General features: G+C 71.2%; 16 protein-coding genes. 10 read left to right on the top strand and 6 right to left on the bottom strand.

The annotated features are described in order from the left end of the window. Nucleotides 1-122: 122 nt before the first annotated feature. The 4 genes from ACIQD6_RS17320 to ACIQD6_RS17305 form a co-directional block, all read right to left on the bottom strand. Nucleotides 123-980 (bottom strand): ketose-bisphosphate aldolase, encoded by an 858-nt coding sequence (locus ACIQD6_RS17320; RefSeq protein WP_401883313.1) that lies wholly within the window; start codon nucleotides 978-980, stop codon nucleotides 123-125. Further along, complete coding sequence (locus tag ACIQD6_RS17315; RefSeq protein WP_401883311.1) at nucleotides 980-2,455, bottom strand: four-carbon acid sugar kinase family protein; 1,476 nt, start codon at nucleotides 2,453-2,455, stop codon at nucleotides 980-982. Before ACIQD6_RS17315 ends, ACIQD6_RS17320 begins: the two co-directional genes overlap by 1 nt. 186 nt (nucleotides 2,456-2,641) lie before the next feature. Further along, nucleotides 2,642-3,340, bottom strand: coding sequence for a FadR/GntR family transcriptional regulator (locus ACIQD6_RS17310; protein WP_401883309.1), 699 nt, complete (start codon nucleotides 3,338-3,340; stop codon nucleotides 2,642-2,644). 383 nt (nucleotides 3,341-3,723) lie between these two features. Further along, entirely contained in the window at nucleotides 3,724-4,353 is a 630-nt protein-coding gene (locus ACIQD6_RS17305) for a lysophospholipid acyltransferase family protein (protein WP_401883786.1), read from the bottom strand. A 373-nt stretch (nucleotides 4,354-4,726) separates the two neighbouring features. Between ACIQD6_RS17305 and ACIQD6_RS17300 the strand changes: the two genes are divergently transcribed. From ACIQD6_RS17300 to ACIQD6_RS17290, 3 genes are all read left to right on the top strand, one after another. After that, a complete protein-coding gene (locus ACIQD6_RS17300; RefSeq protein WP_401883308.1) occupies nucleotides 4,727-5,884 on the top strand; it encodes a glycerophosphodiester phosphodiesterase in 1,158 nt (385 codons plus the stop codon). Between the two features lie 74 nt (nucleotides 5,885-5,958). After that, nucleotides 5,959-6,603: a sigma-70 family RNA polymerase sigma factor gene (locus ACIQD6_RS17295; protein WP_401883306.1), complete on the top strand. Its 645-nt coding sequence runs from the start codon at nucleotides 5,959-5,961 to the stop codon at nucleotides 6,601-6,603. Between the two features lie 37 nt (nucleotides 6,604-6,640). Further along, nucleotides 6,641-7,144 (top strand): GNAT family N-acetyltransferase, encoded by a 504-nt coding sequence (locus ACIQD6_RS17290; protein WP_401883305.1) that lies wholly within the window; start codon nucleotides 6,641-6,643, stop codon nucleotides 7,142-7,144. A 39-nt stretch (nucleotides 7,145-7,183) separates the two neighbouring features. On the opposite strand, the gene ACIQD6_RS17285 is transcribed toward ACIQD6_RS17290, so the two are convergent. Further along, nucleotides 7,184-7,711, bottom strand: a complete 528-nt coding sequence (locus tag ACIQD6_RS17285) for a hypothetical protein (RefSeq protein ID WP_401883303.1) — start codon at nucleotides 7,709-7,711, stop codon at nucleotides 7,184-7,186. Between the two features lie 2 nt (nucleotides 7,712-7,713). Continuing rightward, a complete protein-coding gene (locus ACIQD6_RS17280; RefSeq protein WP_401883300.1) occupies nucleotides 7,714-8,073 on the bottom strand; it encodes a hypothetical protein in 360 nt (119 codons plus the stop codon). A 197-nt stretch (nucleotides 8,074-8,270) separates the two neighbouring features. Between ACIQD6_RS17280 and ACIQD6_RS17275 the strand changes: the two genes are divergently transcribed. From ACIQD6_RS17275 to cobT, 7 genes are all read left to right on the top strand, one after another. Then, the gene (locus ACIQD6_RS17275; RefSeq protein ID WP_401883297.1) at nucleotides 8,271-8,918 is read left to right on the top strand and encodes an HAD-IA family hydrolase; all 648 of its coding nucleotides are present in this window, start codon (nucleotides 8,271-8,273) and stop codon (nucleotides 8,916-8,918) included. Between the two features lie 439 nt (nucleotides 8,919-9,357). After that, on the top strand, nucleotides 9,358-10,524 hold the full coding sequence (locus ACIQD6_RS17270) for a methionine ABC transporter ATP-binding protein (RefSeq protein ID WP_401883295.1): 1,167 nt from the start codon (nucleotides 9,358-9,360) through the stop codon (nucleotides 10,522-10,524). Continuing rightward, the gene (locus ACIQD6_RS17265; protein ID WP_401883292.1) at nucleotides 10,521-11,192 is read left to right on the top strand and encodes a methionine ABC transporter permease; all 672 of its coding nucleotides are present in this window, start codon (nucleotides 10,521-10,523) and stop codon (nucleotides 11,190-11,192) included. Before ACIQD6_RS17270 ends, ACIQD6_RS17265 begins: the two co-directional genes overlap by 4 nt. 85 nt (nucleotides 11,193-11,277) lie before the next feature. After that, nucleotides 11,278-12,135 (top strand): MetQ/NlpA family ABC transporter substrate-binding protein, encoded by an 858-nt coding sequence (locus ACIQD6_RS17260; RefSeq protein ID WP_401883289.1) that lies wholly within the window; start codon nucleotides 11,278-11,280, stop codon nucleotides 12,133-12,135. 242 nt (nucleotides 12,136-12,377) lie between these two features. Continuing rightward, complete coding sequence (locus ACIQD6_RS17255) at nucleotides 12,378-13,016, top strand: GNAT family N-acetyltransferase (RefSeq protein WP_401883286.1); 639 nt, start codon at nucleotides 12,378-12,380, stop codon at nucleotides 13,014-13,016. Nucleotides 13,017-13,282: 266 nt separating this feature from the next. Then, a complete protein-coding gene (gene cbiE, locus ACIQD6_RS17250) occupies nucleotides 13,283-14,503 on the top strand; it encodes a precorrin-6y C5,15-methyltransferase (decarboxylating) subunit CbiE (protein WP_401883283.1) in 1,221 nt (406 codons plus the stop codon). 364 nt (nucleotides 14,504-14,867) lie between these two features. Beyond that, nucleotides 14,868-18,674, top strand: coding sequence for a nicotinate-nucleotide--dimethylbenzimidazole phosphoribosyltransferase (gene cobT / locus ACIQD6_RS17245; protein ID WP_401883280.1), 3,807 nt, complete (start codon nucleotides 14,868-14,870; stop codon nucleotides 18,672-18,674). Nucleotides 18,675-18,751 lie beyond the last annotated feature (77 nt).

Here is an 18,751-nt window from a genome sequence, read left to right as displayed (position 1 = left end):
CGGCGGGTGCGGGGGAGAACACAGGAATGAGAAGGAGACAGGGCGGGCCAGCCGGTGAGCGGTGGTCGGGTGCCGCGAGTGCGCCCCCCCCGCTCGTCAACGGCGGCGCGCCCGCGGCCGTCTCACACCGGGGAGTCGGCCGACGCGAGGCGCTCGGTGATACGCAGCGCCGTGGCCGCCACCGCGTCGCGGCCGGCCGTCCAGGTGGCGACGGCGTCGGCGCCCGGCAGAGCTCCGGGCAGGGCGGCGGCGACGGCGTTCAGCCAGGCGCGGCGCAGTTCCGCGTTGACGTTGACCTTCGCGACGCCTCGCCGTACCGCCCCCAGCAGCTGCTCCTCGGGGAGGCCGCTGGCGCCGTGCAGCACCAGCGGTACGGGGACCAGCGCCCGGACGCGCTCCAGGCGGTCGAGGTCGAGGCGTACCGGATCGGCGGTGAAGCCATGGACATTGCCGACCGCGACGGCCAGCGCGTCCACACCGGTGGCGGCGACGAACTCGGCCGCCTGTTCCGGATCGGTCATCGACCCGCCCGCCGCCGACGCACCGGTCGACACGTCCTCGTCGCCGGCGAGGGCGCCGAGTTCGGCCTCGGCCCAGACACCCGCGTCGTGTGCGATGTCCACCGCCCGGCGGGTGAGTGCCACGTTCTGCGCGAAGGGCAGGTGCGAACCGTCGACCATGACCGAGGTGTACCCCGCCTCGATACAGGCGGTGATCTCTTCCAGGTCCCGGCTGTGGTCCAGATGTACGCCGATCCGCGCCGTCGAATCACGCGCGGCCCGCAGCGCGAGGGCCATCAGCGCCTCGCGGCCCGCGTGCTTGAACGCGCTCGACCCGGCCTGGAGCAGTACCGGACGGCCGGACTTCTCGGCCGCCGCCACGATGCCCTGAGCGGTTTCGAGGTTGTAGGCGACGAAGCCGGGTATCGCGGAGCCTTCGCGGGCCGCGTCGGCCAGGGCCTCGGTTCCGTGCAGCAGCATCAACGGCTCCGGAGCAGGTCGACCACGTCGGCCAGGGCGTCCTCGCCCCCGACGTTTCCGGCGAACACGATGTAGGGGATACCGACGCTCGGTCCCGACACCGGCTCCCACAGCGAGACGATCCCCGGCAGCAGGGTCCCGCGCGCCCAGGCGCGGCGGATCTCCAGCCCCTGGGTCGCCACATCGCTGGAGGTGATGCCGCCCTTGGCGACGACGAAGGCGGGCCGCCGTTCGGCGGTGATCGCGCGTACGGTCTCGACCACGGCGCCGGACACGGCGCGCGCGATGGCGAGCGAGTCGTCGGCGTCGGCGCCCGTGACGAGGGCGCGGGTGGTCCGTAGCACCACTTCACCGCTGCCGAGCGCCTCGGCACAGGCTTGCGCCACCTCGGCGACATGGGCGGCACGCCGGTCCTCGTCGAGCAGGGAAGGCACGTCGAGTTCGAATTCGGCGAGCCCGCCGCGCTCGCGCAGCCGGTCCAACTGCCGTGTGGTGAGCCCGACATGGGACCCGACGGCGATCAGACCGTGCGCCGCGGGCCGGGAGGCCTCGGCCTGGGAAGTCCGGGAGGCCTCGGCCTGGGACGTCGCTGTCGGCGAGGCCCCCGGGTGGGAGAAGGTCCGCAACTCCGCCGCCGTGAGCGGGGGGTGCGCCGCCTGCCCGGCCCGTGCGCGTACGAAGGACGGGCCCACGCGGTAGAGCAGCCGGGCGCCGGACCCCTCGGCCGTCGCGGAGGCCAGCGCCAGTACCCGCAGGTCGTCGTCGCAGAGCGCGTCCACCACCGCGGGGCGGCCGTCGCTCAGCGAGGTCAGCAGGCCGGCGACATGCTCGGCCCCGCGCAGCCGGATGTCCTCCAGCGTGATGCGCAGGACATCCCCGGCGGGTATCCGCCCGCCGGTCTTCTCCTCGATCCACTCCGGGAGGCCGGAGTTGGCGTAGCCGAAGGTCGCGTCCTTGGCGAACTCGCTCTCCGCGACGGGCAGCATCCCGTCCGCCGTACGCATCCAGTGCACCGAGCCGGCGGTGAGCCGGCCCGCCTCGATGTACGCGGGAACGAGGACGACGCCGTCCACCGGAACCTCCTCCGCCAGGACGTCCGTCTCCAGCGGGAAGTGCCCGCGCAGCGTGGAGTCGCCACGGCTGGCCAGCACGAAGCCGGTGCCCTCGGCGGCCGAGGCCTCCGTCAGTGCCCGTACGACCTCACGGTTGCGGGCGGCGGCTGCCTCCGGTGCCAGGCTGCGGGTGTTGGTGAGCACGAAGAACGCCGTGCTGTCCTGGCGCAGCGCCCACCGCAGGTCGTCCACGGTCCAGGTGGTGAGGACGGGTACGCCGGCGACCGTCTGGGTGCCGGTCGGGTCGTCGTCCAGGACGACCAGACGGCGGCCACCTGCGATCGCGGCGCGTACCTCGGCGGGGTCGGCCTCGCGGACCGGCGGCAGTTCGGCTGCCTCGGGGAAACGGAGGGTGTGGAGCATGAGCGGCTCTGCTTTCGTGTCGCGTTTCGTGTCGTGGGGCAGGCGAGGGGGGCATGCGTGGGGGCAGCGCGGTGCCACGGGCAAGGGGAGGAGCGGAGCATGGAGGCGGGTGGGGGAGACGGGCGATCCGGCCCGTGAGCCGGCTCCGAGCGTTCCTGGGCGGACTTGAGTCCGACGCCCGCCGGCTCAGGCCTGTTTGTCGATGACGTGGGTCCGCAGGTCGTCCGCGGTCTGCGCCATGTGGTCGTCCATGGCCAGCCGTGCCTTCTCCGGATCACCCGCGCGCAGCGCCTCCAGCACGGTCTCGTGGTGCCGGACGGCGTTCGTACGGATCTGGGGCACGGCCGAGGTCTGGCGGCGGCCCTCGACCAGCAGCCGTCCGAAGGGTTCGAAGAGCAGCGGTACGAAGGCGTTGCCGGAGGCGCGCATCACTACTTCGTGGAAGGCGATGTCGGCCTGTACGAACTGCTCGGTGTCCCCGTCCCGGGCCGCCGTCCGCATCTCGTCGAGCGTCTCTTCGAGTTCGGCGAGATCCTCGTCGGTACGCCGGGTCGCGGCGAGCCGGGCGGCGCCGATCTCGATCATCTGCCGCGCCTCGATCAGCTTCTCGGAGATCGCCCCGCCGGCGGGCGGGGCCGCCGCGGCACGGATCATCGGTTCGAGGGCGGTCCACCGGTCGGGGGCGTTGACGAACGTACCGCGACCGCGCTGGATGCGGACCACGTTCTGCGACCGCAGGACCTTGACCGCCTCGCGGACCGTCAGCCGGCTGACCGCGTGCTCGTCGGCCAGCACTCCCTCGGAGGGGAGCGCGGTTCCGGGCGGGTACTGGCCATCGATGATCGAGGACAGCACGCGTTCGGCGATCTCGTCGGACAGCGGCATTGCTGTCGACCTCCTTGCGGTGGACATCAGACATCAGACGTCTGATGTCTTCGAGTGAAACTAGGCGGGTGTTTTCACGGACGTCAAGACCTTCGGTCGGGAAATTTCGGAAAGGTGCCCAGGCGGCAGCGGCACCCGAGCTGCCCTGGTGCGGCCCGCCCCCGGGGTCCTCGCGCTGCCCCGTGCGGGATCCTCGCGCTGTCGCCGATCCGCCCGCCGACCGCCTACGGCACGTACGGTGAGGCGATGCGGGGCCTCAACGCCCCTCGTTCCAGGCCGAATTCCAGGCCGATCCGGTCCACGCGGGCTGGACCGAAAGCCGCGACGGGCGTTCCGGGACGCGACCGGAACCCGAGCCGCGTCCCGACGGACTCAGGCCGTTTTCAGGCCGCCTTCGCCTTCGTGGCGTACATGTCCACGTACTCCTGCCCCGACAGCTCCATGACCTTGGTCATCACCGAGTCCGTCACGGCCCGCAGCACATAACGGTCGCGGTCCATGCCCTCGTACCGCGAGAACTCCATCGGCTTGCCGAAGCGCACCGTCACCTTGCCGCTGCGCGGCATGCCCGCGCCGTTCGGCTGGAGCTTGTCCGTGCCGATCACCGCGAAGGGCACCACCGGCGCGCCCGTCATCAGCGTCAGCCGCGCGATGCCCGTACGGCCGCGGTAGAGACGGCCGTCGGGGGAGCGGGTGCCCTCCGGGTAGATGCCGAAGACCTGGCCGCCCTCCAGCACCCGGCGGCCGGTCATCAGCGCCGCGGCACCGCCGCGGCCGCCGTCGCGGTCCACCGGGATCATGCCGGACCCCGTGAAGAACCACGCCATCAGACGGCCCTTGAGGCCACGGCCGGTCACGTACTCGTCCTTGCCGATGAAGAAGACCTGACGGTTGCAGACCAGGGGCAGGAAAATCGAGTCGATGAAGGTCAGATGATTGCCGGCGAGGATCACAGGGCCGCTCCCGGGGATGTTCTCCGCGCCCTCCACCCGTGTACGGAACATCAGGCGCATGATCGGTCCGAGCACTGCCTTGATGAGCGCGAAGCGGGACAACGGGTCCTCCGGTGTCGTGGGCGGTCTGAAGATGTACGGCGCGGTCTGAAGATGTACGGGCGGGAGCCGTGAGCGAGGTCCGGTCCGCTGGGGACCGGGGCCGGTCCGCCTCTCCGTCTGTCTGTGGTCTATGAAGTCTATGCAGGTGAGGACGATACTCGCGGGTTGTGGCGGAACGCACGTCGGGTTCACGGGCTTGATACGCGGTGTTGACGTGAGTTTCCCCCACGTTCCCCCAGGGTCTCCCGTACGGAAGGCGCGGACGCCTACGCTCGGGCCTCGCTTGGCAGGTGCGGGACATCACAGCGGTACCTCATATCAAGGAGCCTTCATGACACAGGGTGCGCGGAACACGCCCGGACGACGGACCGTCCTCGGAGCGGCGGTGCTCGGCTCGGCCGCCATGGCACTTCCCGGAGCGGCGCAGGCGCAGGCCGCCGAGCAGGGCCGGGGCGGCCACGGACCGTCGCGGCCCGGCCTGCCGGTGCCCACGATCGTCGGCCACCGCGGAGCCAGCGGCTACCGCCCGGAGCACACCCTCGGCTCGTACCAACTCGCCCTCGACATGGGCGCGCACGTGATCGAGCAGGACCTGGTGCCCACCAAGGACGGGCACTTGGTGTGCCGTCACGAGAACGACATCACGGCGACGACGGATGTCGCCGACCACCCCGAGTTCGCGAGCCGCAAGGCCACCAAGAGCGTCGACGGCGTCAGCCTCACCGGCTGGTTCACCGAGGACTTCACGCTCGCCGAGCTGAAGACCCTGCGCGCCAAGGAGCGCATCCCCGGCAACCGCCAGCACAACACCCTCTACAACGGCCGCTGGGAGATACCCACCTTCGAAGAGGTGCTGCGCTGGGCGGACGAGCAGGGCCGTCGCCGGGGCCGTCCGGTCTGGCTGTACACCGAGACCAAGCACCCCACCTACTTCCGCGGGCTCGGCCTCGGCCTGGAGGAGCCCTTCGCGAAGCTGCTGCGCCGGTACGGGCGTGACCGCGCGAACTCCCCGATCTTCCTCCAGTCCTTCGAGCCCACCAGCATGCAGCGGATGGCGAAGCTGGTCTCCTCGCCGCGCGTCGTCCTGTTCGACGCCGCCGACACCACTCCCTGGGACCTCAAGGAGGCGGGCGACCCGCGCACGGTCGCCGATCTGGTCAAGCCCGAGGGCCTGAAGTGGATCTCGTCCTTCGCCCAGGGCATCGGCCCGTGGCTCGAACTGGTCATCCCGACGGACAAGGCCGGCAAGCTGGGCACGCCCACGACGCTGGTACGGGACGCGCACGCGCAGGACCTGATCGTCCACCCGTACACGCTGCGCGACGAGAACACCTTCCTGCCGGCCGACTTCCGGCGCGGTACGGACCCGAACGCGTACGGCGACGCCTTCGGCGCCTTCAAGGCCTACTTCGAGACGGGCATCGACGGCATCTTCACCGACAACCCGGACACGGGTCTGCTGGCGCGGGAAGACTTCGTCAGCGGCTGACCGAGGTTGCCCCGGTCGGGTGATGGCCCGGCCGGGGAGCAACCGTCCGTCGTCGCGCGGACGTCACGCCGGGCATGACGCCGGACAGCACGCCAGCCCGAGCCACCACGTCCCGCCGCGCGCCTCGGCCGCCCCGGCCCGCCGGGGCCCGCGGCGCCTCCGCGCCCGCTGCCGATTCCGATCTCGGTCCCGCGTCCGCCCCGGAGGACCTGGTCCACGCGCTGCTCCCGCTCGTGCGCGCGGAGGCCGAGGCGGAGGCGCCGGCGACCGGAGCGGAGGCGGGGGATCTCGAACAAGGCGTCTGGGTCAGGCTGCTGGAGCGGCTGGCGGCCGAGGGCCCGCCGGTGCCCGCCGGTCTCGGGCGCTGGGTACGGGACGCCGTACGGGCGGAAGCGCGCCCCGCCCGGCGCGCCGCCGCCCGCGAACACCCGTACCGGGGTGACCCCGCCGCCGGCCCCGAGTCCGATCCCGAGCGACTCGCGCTGCGAATCGACCGGAAGCGCACGCTCCACGCGGCAGTGGGCCGTACGCCCGGTCACTGCCCCCGCGTCCTGGCCGCGATGCTGTCGCCCCAGGACCTCACCTACCGGGAGATCGCAGGGGAGTTGGCTATGTCACAGGGCAGTTTGGGCCCATTGCGCTCCAGATGCCTGGGATGCCTGCGTCGAATGCTGGCGGCGGAGGTTGGGGCTCCTGAACGTGGGGGAAAGGAGCGATAGACAATCGGCGGACCAAGTGAGCGGGAGGCATGCACACATGGGCATGAGCGTGACCATCTCAGCGGCGACTGCGCAGGACGCGGAGCACATCCTCAAGCTGCAGTACTTGTGCTATCAGAGCGAGGCGGAGCTGTACGGCGACTACTCCATCGAGCCGCTCACACAGACTCTCGACGGTCTCAAGGCCGAACTGGACAGCGGCCATGGCCTGGTGGCGCGCCTCGGTGACGAGGTGGTGGCGTCGGTTCGGGGCAGTGTCGACGCGACGGGCACCGCCCGTATCGCCAAGCTCATCGTCCATCCGCGACTGCGGCACCACGGCCTCGGCGGCCGGCTGCTCGACGCCATCGAGTCACATTTCGCGGGGGAGCCGGCGGCCCAGCGCTTCCAGCTCTTCACCGGCCACCGCAGCGAGGGCAATCTGCGGCTCTACCGCAGCCGGGGCTACGCGCCCGTGTCGACGGAACAGCTCGGCCCGCGGCTGAGCCTGGTCACGCTGGAGAAGGCGGCCGCCGCGGGGGCGTACGTGGCGAGTGCCTGACGTGAGCGTGGAATCCCCCGGCGCTGGGGGATTCCCTCGTTATCGTCGCGCGTTGCGCAGCCAGAGGATGCCCGTGACCGGCAGCAGGACCGGGATGAAGAGATAGCCCATGCCGTAGTCCGACCAGACCGTGGCGTCCGGGAAGGCCGAGGGCGCGGCCAGCGTCCAGGTCCCGACGGTCAGTACGCCCACGAGTTCGGCGGCGCAGCACACCAGTGCGGCCTTGCGAGCGGTCTCCCCGCCCCTTACGAGCGTGTACGTGATGAACGCGTAGACGACGGCCGCGACGGCCGAGAGCGTGTACGCCAGCGGTGCCCGGTGGACCTCGGTGGCGATCTGGTAGACCGACCGGGAGACGGCGCCCACGGACATCACGCCGTACAGCCAGACGAGCAGCAGGCCGGGCCCCTGGACGAGCCTTTTCCCGTTCCCGTTCCCGTTCCCGTTCCCGTTCCCGCGCGCGGCGGCCCCGGCCGAAGTCCCGGCCCCGTCCTCGCTCGCGGTCCCGTTCCCGAGTGCGGTCCCTGTCTCGGCCCCGGCCTTGTCCGTCACCTTGTCCCCGTCCATCGTCAGCCTCCCCAGATGTCGTGGAGCCGTACTTCCAGCACCGCCAGGACGACGGCTCCCGCGGACACCGTCACCGAACCCCAGCGGGTCCGCTCGCCCAGCGACAGGAAGCCCGCCGCCGGCACCGCGAGTACGGCGCCGAGCAGATACGAGACGAAGAGCACCGACCCCTGGTCGGCCGTGTCGCCTCCCGCCAGCCGTATGAACCCCACCACCAGCTGGACCAGCGCCAGCACCGACACCACGGCCATACCGATGAAGTGCCAGTCCTTGGTGGGCTGGTCGCGGTACGCGGCGAAACCGCACCAGGCGGCGAGGGCGAGCGCGGTCACGGAGACCGCGACCGTCAGGGCGACAAGCATGAGCCCGAGAGTATTACGGCGCAAAAGGCCCGCCGTGCGCGCCCCCGCGCACGTCCCGCTGCCTCTGCTGTCTCTGCCCGCCCCTCTCGCTCTTCTCGTACGCCGGGTACGCCGGGTACGCCGGTACGCCGGTCATGAGGATCATCACTCCGGACCACTGCACCTGTGGCCGGGGCCCACCCGTAGGGTCGATCACCATGAGGATCCACGCCGAAGCCCTGCTGTTCGACAACGACGGAACCCTTGTCTCCTCCCTGGAGTCGGTGAACCGCTGCTGGTCCCGATGGGCGCGGGAGTTCGGTGTGACGGAGGAGGACTTCGTACGGGTCGGGCTGCACGGCCGTCCCGCCGCCGAGATCGCGGCCGACCTGTTGCCCGCGGACGTGTTGCCGCGCGCCGTGGCCCGTATCGAGGAACTCGAAGTCGAGGACGTCGTCGGCGGAGTCGTTCTGCTGCCCGGCAGCGCCGATCTGCTCGCCTCCCTGCCCGCAGAGCGCTGGGCCGTGGTCACTTCGGCCTCCCGGCGGCTCGCGGAGGCCCGCCTCGGCGAGGTCGGTGTCCGGCCCAAGGCGATGGTCACCGCCGACGACATCACGCGTGGCAAGCCCGACCCCGAACCGTTCCTGCTCGGCGCGCGGCTGCTCGGGGTGGACCCGGAGCGCTGTGTGGTCTTCGAGGACGCCCCGGCAGGACTCGCCGCGGCCCGCGCCGCGGGCATGCGGACCGTGGCCTTGACCACAACACATCAGCGTTCCGAACTGGACGCGGATGTCGTCGTCGGCGACCTCTCCGAGGTGTCGGCACAGGTCGTGGCCGGGGGAGTGGAGATCCGTACGGCCGAGTGACGGCCTCCCGGGCCGCCCCCGCCCTCCCGTACCCGAGTCGCCTGTCCGAATGGCGCGACAAAAAGGTCCGCTATACGGACGGGCCTCTTGAGGCGATGCCACCGTCTGTTTTACTTGCGCCATGACCACGACGAGCAACCGCGCCCCCGCGACCGAGGCGATCACGACGCCCGGTGCTCGTTGTCTGTGTCGAATGTGCGCCATCTGAGGGTCCCCGCCCGAGCCTCGCGCCCCGAAGCGAGGCATCGACGGCCGAGGCCGTGCCCGTATGCCATGAGGTCGTGAAAGCCACGCCCCGAAGGCCGGCCGGCCCATCACGCCCCTGCCCCGCGCTCGCTGCCTCCCGGCCACCCGCCGCATCAGCGTGCCGCGTCGGAATGACGAATGCCCCGTGCCCGGCGGACCCCTCGCCGGGCACTCGACAGTGACGGAAACCCCTGTGATCACTACTACGGGCCTGACGAAGGTGTACCGGTCCGCGCAGTCGCGCGGCCGGGAAGTCACCGCTCTCGACGGCGTCGACCTGCACGTCCGCGAGGGCGAGGTCTTCGGCGTCGTCGGACAGAGCGGCGCCGGAAAGTCCTCGCTCATCCGCTGCGTCAACCTCCTGGAGCGCCCCACCGCCGGCACCGTGACCGTCGACGGCCAGGATCTCACCGCACTCGCCGGCCGAGGCCGGCGCGCGGGCAAGGAGCTGCGCCGCGCGCGCAGCTCGATCGGCATGGTCTTCCAGCACTTCAACCTGCTGTCGTCCCGCACGGTCAAGGACAACGTCGAACTGCCGCTGGAAATCCTCGGCGTCTCCGGCCACGAGCGCACCCGCCGCGCCCTGGAACTGCTGGACCTGGTCGGTCTCGCCGACAAGGCCAATTCCTACCCGGCCCAGCTCTCCGGCGGCCAGAAGCAGCGCGTCGGCATCGCCCGCGCACTGGCCGGCGACCCCAAGGTGCTGCTCTCCGACGAGGCGACCAGCGCCCTCGACCCCGAGACCACCCGCTCGATCCTCCAGCTGCTGCGCGACCTCAATCGGCAGCTCGGTCTGACGGTCCTGCTCATCACGCACGAGATGGACGTGGTGAAGACGATCTGCGACTCGGCGGCGCTGATGCGCGGGGGCAGGATCGTCGAGTCCGGCACGGTCGATGAACTGCTGGCCACCCCCGGCTCGCAGCTGGCGCACGAGCTGTTCCCGGTGGGCGGCACGGCCTCGGGGCCCGACCGCACGGTCGTCGACGTCACCTTCCACGGCGAGGCGGCGGGCCGGCCGGTGATCTCACAGCTCTCCCGTACGTACAACATCGACATATCGATCCTGGGCGCCGCGATGGACACCGTCGGCGGACGGCAGATCGGCCGGATGCGGATCGAACTGCCCGGCGCGTACGAGGACAACGTCGTACCGGTCGGTTTCCTGCGGGAACAGGGCCTCCAGGCCGAGATCGTCGACGACAAGGCTGCCGACGTGCGCGAAAGCGCCGGATCTTCCGCCGCAACCGCCGCAACTGCCGGTCCTGACGCTCCCGCCGCAACTGCCGGTCCCGACGCTCCCGCCGTTCCGGCGGTCCCCGCCCAGAACGCCACGCTGTCGAAGGAAGATGCCAAGTGACCTGGTCGGAGATGCAGCCACTGCTGTCCCAGGGGACCCTCGACACCCTCTACATGGTGCTGTGGTCCGGGCTCGTCACCATCGGCGGCGGGCTGCCCCTCGGCATCCTGCTGGTCCTCACCGACAAGGGCGGACTGCTCCAGAACGCCCCGGTGAACAAGGCCGTGGGCGTGATCGTGAACATCGGCCGCTCGCTGCCGTTCATGATCCTGCTGATCGCGCTGATCCCGTTCACCACCCTGGTCGTCGGTACGTTCATCGGCCCCACCGCGATGATCGTCCCACTGGCGATCGGCGCGATCCCGTTCTTCGCCCGCCTGGTCGAGACCGCGATCCGCGAGGTCGACCACGGGCTGGTCGAGGCCGTCCAGTCGATGGGCGGATCGATCCCCACGATCGTCGGGAAGGTGCTGCTGCCGCAGGCCCTGCCCTCACTGATCTCCGCCGTCACCACCACCGTGATCGTGCTCATCGGCTACTCGGCCATGGCGGGAGCGGTCGGCGGCGAGGGGCTCGGCTCCAAGGCGGTCACCTACGGATTCCAGCGCTTCGAGAACGGCTTCATGATCGCCACGGTCGTCATCCTCATCGCGATCGTCACGGTGGTTCAGCTGATCGGCGACGGCGCCGTACGCCTGCTGGCGCGTCGAGGCCGTACCGCCTCCTGAGCCCCACCTCCACAACTCCCCCTCCCGTACGGCCCGCACTCCTCGTCCGGGCTTCCCACCGCATCACCGGAAAGAGGCACTCTTCGTGCGTACCACCGTCAAGTTCAGCGCGGCCGCTGCCGCCACCGCTGCCCTCGCCCTCGGCCTCAGCGCCTGCGGCACCGCCTCCGACCCGGGTTCCACGTCCGACGGCGCCACGGCGGACACCTCGAAGCCGCTCGTCGTCGCCGCCAGCCCGACGCCGCATGCCGACATCCTGAACTTCGTAGCCAAGAATCTCGCCGAAAAGGACGGACTCAAGCTGGAGGTCAAGGAGTTCACGGACTACGTCCTGCCGAACACCGCCACGCAGAGCGGTGAGGTCGGCGCCAACTTCTTCCAGCACAAGCCGTATCTCGACGACTTCAACAAGAAGAAGGGCACCGACATCGTGCCCGTCGTCAATGTCGAACTGGAACCCCTCGGTCTCTACTCCAAGAAGGTCAAGGACCTGGGAGACCTCAAGGCCGGTCAGACAGTCGCGATTCCGAACGACACCACCAATGAGGGCCGCGCGCTCAAACTGCTCGCGGACAACGGTGTGATCACGCTGAAGGACGGCGCGGGAACCGACGCCAACCTTTCCAGCATCAAGGACGCGAAGGGCCTCAAGTTCAAGGAGCTGGAGGCCGCCACGCTGCCCCGCGCCCTGAACGATGTCGACGCCGCCATCATCAACGGCAATTACGCCATCGAGGCCAAGCTCAAGCCCGCGGAGGACTCGCTGGCCCTGGAGAAGGCCAAGGACAATCCGTACAGCAATTTCCTCGCCGTCAAGCGCGGTAACGAGAAGGACCCGCGGGTGCAGAAGCTCGCGAAGCTCCTCAACTCGCCCGAGGTCAAGAAGTACATCAATGACACCTACGACGGTTCGGTCGTGCCCGCCTTCGGCGCGGTCAAGTAGAAGAGCGGTCGAGCAGGAAACCGGTCGGACAGGAAACCGGTCGGGCAGGAGATCGGCAGCGGCCGGTTCCAGTAGGCCGAACAGCCCGTCAAGTCGTCACAGCAGTAACGTTCTTGCCGGCATGGGCCCCGCACACATCCGTTGTGTGCGGGGCCCACGCATCCGTACCGCCCCGGCCATGCGCATCCCCACCCGATGCTGCATGCTGTGCATTTATGACGGACTGAGGCATGGAGCTGTGCATGACTACCACCTTTCCGGACGTTTCCATCAGCACGGAGCGGTTGGTGCTGCGCCCCTTCGAGTCGGCGGACATCCCGGCGCACATCGAGATGATGAACGACGAGATGGTCACGGCGTGGACCTCCGTTCCGCATCCGTACACCAGGAGGGACGCCGAGGAGTGGGTCCGCCGGATCGCTCCCGCCGAACGCGTCAAGGGACACGGGATCGCCTTCGCCGTCACCGAGTTCCTCACCCAGCGGCTGGTCGGTGTCGTACGGCTGCGGAACACCAACTGGCACGCCCTCGCCACCGAGGCGGCCTACGTCACCGCCCCCTGGGCCCGCGGTGAGGGATACGCCACCGAATCGATGCTCGCCCTCGCCCAATGGCTCTTCCGCGACCAGAAGTTCGAGCGCATCGAGGTGCGTACGCCCGCCGACAACACCGCCTCTCAGCAGGTCGCCCAGAAGATCGGCTGCATCAGCGAGGGCGTTCTGCGCAATGCCTGGATAGCGCGCACCCAGACCGAGGACGGCGGCTGGACGGACATCCGGACCGACCTGATCGTCTGGAGTCTGCTGCCCGAGGACCTCGAAGGCATCGCCGAACAGCTGGCCGACACCACCGGCTACGCGTCGTTCACCGACTGGAACTGACGGCCACCCCCCTACCGCCCGGCCGCCCGCGAACCCGGCCAGGTACTCTCAGCCTGCCTACCTGACCTGACCTGACCTGCCCGCGACCGCACGGTCGGCACTCGATGTGCGACGGATCCGGTCCGCTCCGCCGGTCTGTTCCGTCGGCCCACCGGTCCGCCTCGGCGGTCCGTGACCAGGAGCGACGACCACGGGCGAGGGCCGCGGGCGACGACCATGGGCGGCGATATGCCGCCCATACGCGACAACTTCGGGAGACTGACGAGATGGCCGACCGCGTCACGGTGATCGGCTGGGACGGCTCGCCCCTCACCGCCGGGGCCATGTCCGCCCTTTCGGCCGCGACCCTGGTGGCCGGAGCCGGCCACCACCTGGCGCTCCCCGAGGTGCCGGCCAACGCCGAGCGCGTCCGGCTCGGCAGCATCGACCTGGCGGCCCGCCGTATCGCGGGACACCGGGGCAGCGCGGTGGTCCTCGCCGACGGTGACCCCGGCTTCTTCGGTGTCGTACGCACCCTGCGCGCCCCCGAGCACGGCCTGGAAGTCGAAGTGGTCCCCGCCGTCTCCGCCGTGGCCGGTGCCTTCGCACGGGCCGGTATGGCCTGGGACGACGCCCAGGTCGTCGTCGCCCACCGCCGTACCCTGCGCCGCGCGGTCAACGTCTGCCGGGCGCACACCAAGGTCGCCGTCCTCACGTCCCCCGGCGCCGGGCCCGCCGAACTCGCGCTGCTCCTCGACGGCGTCCACCGCACCTTCGTCATCTGCGAGGAACTCGGCACCGACCGCGAACAGGTGACCGTCCTCACCTCCGACAAGGCCGCCGACCACGTCTGGCGCGACCCCAATGTCGTGATCGTCATCGGCGGAGTCGGCGCCGCGGCCTCGCCCGGCAGCGGCTGGCTCGCCGGCCGGGACCCCGGCTACCCGCCCGCCGTACGCGGCTGGGCCCTGCCCACCGCGGAGTACGGCATAGACCTCGGCGAAGGCGAGTCGACCTGGCTGCGCGCCGCCCAACTGGCCCGGATCGGCGCCCGTAGCGGCGACCTGATCTGGGACATCGGCTCCGGCAGCGGAGCGCTCGCGGCCGAGGCGGCCCGTTTCGGCGCGGCCGTGATCGCCGTGGACGACGAGCCGGGAGCCTGCGCCAGCACGGCCGCCGCCGCCCGCCGCGCGGGCGTTCAGCTCCAGGTGGTCGAGGGGCGGGCGCCGCATGTGCTGGAGCGGCTGCCCGAGCCCGATGTCGTACGGATCGGTGGCGGCGGCATCGATGTGGTGATCGCCTGCGCCGACCGCAGGCCCGAGCGCATCGTCACCCACGCGGCGACCCGGGACGAGGCCGAGGCGGTCGGAACTGCCTTGGCCGAGGGCGGATATGAGGTGGAGTGCGTACTCCTCCAGTCCGTCGACCTGGACACCGGCGCCTGGTCGGAGCGTGAGCGGTCCGTCGTCTTCCTCGTCTCGGGGCGGCGACCGGAAAGCGCCCCCTGACCTTGCTGACGCACGACGCGGGGTAGGCTGGCCGATCGTTGTACCGCAGCCGGGTGTTCGTCGATTCGTTCGTCAATGTCCGGAAAAGGGGCCCGTTTTGGGGCCTCATGTGGTACGGCGGAAACCGGGGGACGCGCCGACGTGGCGCAGTCCACAGCGGGTCGTGGCGGGTCCTCCGCCACGGCTGCGAAGGGCCGCGGGAAGCCGAGAGGCTCGGAGAGCCGAGCGATTTCGGGGACGCCCGCCGGTTGTTCGTGCCGCGCGGGGCCCACGCTCGTTGTTTCTGACGGGTGCCGGAAGCGCCGTGGATGGGGCGCCCCGGGTGATGGGCCGAAGGAGCACAACCAATGGGCGAGGGGTACGCATGACTGACACCGGCCAGGTCCCGGGCCAGGGACTGCCGGAGAACGCAGGCATGGTGGAGCAGCCGCCGGGCATCCCCGCTCCCGGCGAGTACACCTACCTGAACCCCTCCGAGCCCACCACCGAAGACGAAGACCTGCTGCTGATGCCGAGCGCGCAGGGCGGGTGGAACGATCCGCAGGTGGTGCCCGCGGAGGCGCCCGTCGCCTACGCCACACCCGACGGCTACGCGGTTCCCGAGGGGTACGCGCCTCCCGAGACGTACGGGGCCGGATACGCGGTACCGGCGGGGTACGCAGTCCAGGACGGGTACGCCGTGCCGGAGGGCTATGTCGCGCCGGAGGGGTATGCGGTTCCGGAGGGGTACGTCGACCCCGAGCAGCAGGCACCGGTGCAGCAGCAGGTACCGCCCATAGAACAGCCGGCGCCGATGGCGGAGCCGGTCTCACAGGTTCCGGCCCAGACGCCGGACGCGGTCCAGGCACAGCAGGAGGCCCCCGCCGAGGCCTTCGCCGAGCAGGCGGTTCACCCCGAGTTCCAGGCGCCGGCGCCGACGGGCCAGGCCGAGGTGGCCGAACCCGCGGCAGAGGTTCCGGAAGCGTCGGTCCCCGGGGCCGAGGTGCCGGTTCAGCAGGTGGCTCCCGAAGATCCGGAAGGGGCCGCCGTGCAGCCGCCGCAGGAAACCGCCGAAGAGACACAGACCCCCCACCAGCCGGGTGCGCACGAGACCGGCGGCCGGGACACCGGATCGGTGGATCTCAGCGGCGTACGAATCCCGCAGCCCGTGTCGGCACCCGCTCCGGCCCCGGCTCCGGCCCAGGCCGCCGCGCCCGCGCCCGTGCGCCGTCCGCTGCACATGGGCCCGCCGGTGCCCGACCCGACGGGCGGTGTGGTGCGCTCGCTCGCTGACCGCGGGCCCGCGGGCGCGCCGACGCAGGCGGTCCGCGTACGGCCGCAGGTGCAGGCGCAGGCCCGGGCCCAGGTGCAGGAACAGCCCCAAGCGCAGCCTCAGGAACAGGTCCAGGTCCAGGAGCAGATCCAGGAGCAGGCCCCGGTACAGGAGCAGGCCCAGGTCCAGGAGCAGCCGCCTGCCACGGGCCCGGAGTACCTGGATGTGCCGCGCGAGGAGCCGGCCGTACTGCCGGGACCGCAGCTCGGCGAGATGCCGCCGCAGGCGGGAGAGCCGTGGACGACGGAACCGCCGCAGTCGGAGGGCGCTCCCGAGGTGCCTGAGGCAGCGGTCGAGGCGCCTGCCATGCCGGAGGCCCCCGAAGCGGTCGAGGCACCTGAGGTCCCAGCAGAAACGGTCGTCCCGGAGCCGGAGCCGGAGCCGGAGCAGGAGCCGGAGCAGGCCGCTGAATCGGTCGCCGAGGCCCAGGAGGCCGAGGAGGTACCGGAGGTCCAGGAGCCCGTTGAGACCCCGGAGGTTCTCGAGGTCCAAGAGGTTCATGAGGTCCAGGAGGCGGCCGAGCCCGCTCCCGTACCGGATGTGCCCGCCGCGCCGGTCGAGCCGGAGCCGGTCGAGGCAGCCGTCGCCGAGCCGCAGCCCGATACCGAGCCCGAGCCTGTCGCCCCCGAGCCCGCAGCGGATGACGAGGTGATCCTGGCCCCCACCGTGGAGCAGCCGGCCGCCGTGGAGGAACCGATCGCCGAGGCGCCGATCGCGGAGGCACCGGAAGAAGCCGAGCCCGTGGCGGAGCCCGTAGCCGTACAGGAGTCCGCGCCGGAACCCGAGCCGGAGCCGGAATCCGTACCCCAGCCCGAGCCCGAGCTCGTGCAGGAGGCCCCCCAGGCAGCCCCGCCGGAGCCCGAGGCCGCTCCGGAGTCCGAAGCCGTGACCGTGCCCGAGGCCGTCCTGGAATCGGAACCGGTTCCTGAGCCCGTGCTTGAGGCCGAGCCCGCGACTGCCCCTGAGGCCGCCCCCGAGCCCGGGGTTGCCGCAGAGCCCGAGGCTGCCGCCCCCGAAGATGCCTCCGCCCCCGACGACCGGCCCGAGGCCGGACTCGCCACCGAGCCGGCTCCCGAGTCCGTCCCTCAGGAAGGAACGGCCCAGGAAGGGACGGCCCAGGAAGGGACGGCCGCCGAGTCCGGGTACGACGACGCCGAGCGCGAGGCCGTGCTCCGGGTGATGCGCGAGCGCCGTGACATCCGTAACGGCTTCCGTTCCGACCCCATCCCGCACGAGGTGCTGCTGCGCGTCCTGGAGGCGGCGCACACCGCGCCCAGCGTGGGTCACTCCCAGCCCTGGGACTTCGTCGTCATCCGGTCCGCCGAGACCCGGCGGTCCATGCACGAACTGGCCCAGCGCCAGCGCGACGCCTACGCCAAGTCGCTGCCCAAGGGCAGGGCCAAGCAGTTCAAGGAACTGAAGATCGAGGCCATCCTCGACACCCCGGTGAACATCGTCGTCACCGCGGACCCGACGCGCGGCGGCCGCCACACCCTCGGCCGGCACACCCAGCCGCAGATGGCGCCCTACTCCTCCGCGCTCGCCGTCGAGAACCTCTGGCTCGCCGCCCGCGCCGAAGGCCTCGGCGTCGGCTGGGTCAGCTTCTTCGACGAGCACGAGATGGTGCGGGCGCTGGGTCTGCCCGAGCACCTCGACGTCGTGGCGTATCTGTGCGTCGGATACGTGGACGAGTTCCCGCAGGACCCCGAACTGATGCAGGCGGGCTGGTCCAAGCGCCGGCCGCTGTCATGGGTCGTCCACGAGGAGACGTACGGCCGCCGGGCCCTGCCGGGCGAGGAGCCGCACGACCTGCTCCAGGAGACCATCGCCGGGATCCGCCCGCTGGACGCCAAGGCGCTGGGCGAGGCCTGGGAGCGGCAGAAGCGGATGACGAAGCCGGCCGGCGCGCTCGGCATGCTGGAGATCATCTCCGCGCAGCTCAGCGGCCTGTCCCGATTGTGCCCGCCGCCGATTCCGGAGCCCGCCGCCGTCGCGATCTTCGCCGGTGACCATGGGGTGCACGCACAGGGCGTGACTCCCTGGCCCCAAGAGGTGACCGCGCAGATGGTCGCCAACTTCCTGGGAGGCGGTGCGGTGTGCAACGCGTTCGCGAACCAGGTGGGGGCGGAGGTGTGCGTCGTGGACGTGGGCGTCGCGAGCGAACTCCCTGCGACGCCGGGCCTGTTGCCCCGCAAGGTCCGCGCCGGTACGGGTGACTTCACGACGGGTCCGGCCCTGAGCCGCGAGGACGTCCTGTCGGCGATCGAGGTCGGCATCGAGACGGCCCGCGACTTGGTGGCCGCGGGCAACAAGGCGCTGCTCACAGGTGAGATGGGCATCGCCAACACGACGGTGTCGGCCGCGCTGATCTGTGTCTACACCGGCCAGGACCCGGCCGAGGTCACCGGACGGGGCACCGGCATCAACGACGAGATGCACGCCCGCAAGGTCGACGTCGTCCGCCGGGCCCTGGATTTCCACCAGCCGGACCCGGCCGATCCGATCGGCGTGCTCGCGGCGGTCGGCGGTCTGGAACACGCGGCGCTGGTCGGGTTCCTGCTGGGCGGCGCCTCGATGCGTACGCCGGTGGTCCTGGACGGCGTGAGCGCCGGTGCGGCGGCACTGGTGGCGCGAGCGATCGCGCCGGAGGCCCTGGCGGCCTGCATCGCGGGTCACCGCAGCGCGGAGCCCGGCCATGTGGCGGCCCTCAACAAACTGGGCCTGCGCCCCCTGGTCGACCTGGACCTGCGACTCGGCGAAGGCACCGGAGCGCTGCTGGCACTGCCGGTGATCCAGAGCGCGGCACGGGCGATGCACGAGGTGGCGACGTTCGACGCGGCGGGAGTGACGGAAAAGTAGACACGGCCGCACGGCGGGGGCGGGGACCAGACAGCCCCCGCCCCGCAGGCGCCCACCGGCGGAAGGGGCCCGGACGC

The organism is Streptomyces sp. NPDC088400 (assembly GCF_044753355.1).
Taxonomy (GTDB): domain Bacteria; phylum Actinomycetota; class Actinomycetes; order Streptomycetales; family Streptomycetaceae; genus Streptomyces.
Note: the sequence above shows the minus strand (reverse complement) of the source record. Positions and strands in the feature narration are given on the sequence as shown.

Bases quoted from the DNA above. Each gene is read 5' to 3' on its own strand.
- ACIQD6_RS17320 (WP_401883313.1), bottom strand. From the start codon at position 980: ATGCTGCTGCACGGAACCGAGGCCCTGGCCGACGCGGCCCGCGAAGGC.
- ACIQD6_RS17315 (WP_401883311.1), bottom strand. From the start codon at position 2,455: ATGCTCCACACCCTCCGTTTCCCCGAGGCAGCCGAACTGCCGCCGGTC.
- ACIQD6_RS17310 (WP_401883309.1), bottom strand. From the start codon at position 3,340: ATGCCGCTGTCCGACGAGATCGCCGAACGCGTGCTGTCCTCGATCATC.
- ACIQD6_RS17305 (WP_401883786.1), bottom strand. From the start codon at position 4,353: ATGCGCCTGATGTTCCGTACACGGGTGGAGGGCGCGGAGAACATCCCC.
- ACIQD6_RS17300 (WP_401883308.1), top strand. From the start codon at position 4,727: ATGACACAGGGTGCGCGGAACACGCCCGGACGACGGACCGTCCTCGGA.
- ACIQD6_RS17295 (WP_401883306.1), top strand. From the start codon at position 5,959: ATGACGCCGGACAGCACGCCAGCCCGAGCCACCACGTCCCGCCGCGCG.
- ACIQD6_RS17290 (WP_401883305.1), top strand. From the start codon at position 6,641: ATGGGCATGAGCGTGACCATCTCAGCGGCGACTGCGCAGGACGCGGAG.
- ACIQD6_RS17285 (WP_401883303.1), bottom strand. From the start codon at position 7,711: ATGGACGGGGACAAGGTGACGGACAAGGCCGGGGCCGAGACAGGGACC.
- ACIQD6_RS17280 (WP_401883300.1), bottom strand. From the start codon at position 8,073: ATGCTTGTCGCCCTGACGGTCGCGGTCTCCGTGACCGCGCTCGCCCTC.
- ACIQD6_RS17275 (WP_401883297.1), top strand. From the start codon at position 8,271: ATGAGGATCCACGCCGAAGCCCTGCTGTTCGACAACGACGGAACCCTT.
- ACIQD6_RS17255 (WP_401883286.1), top strand. From the start codon at position 12,378: ATGACTACCACCTTTCCGGACGTTTCCATCAGCACGGAGCGGTTGGTG.
- cbiE (WP_401883283.1), top strand. From the start codon at position 13,283: ATGGCCGACCGCGTCACGGTGATCGGCTGGGACGGCTCGCCCCTCACC.
- cobT (WP_401883280.1), top strand. From the start codon at position 14,868: ATGACTGACACCGGCCAGGTCCCGGGCCAGGGACTGCCGGAGAACGCA.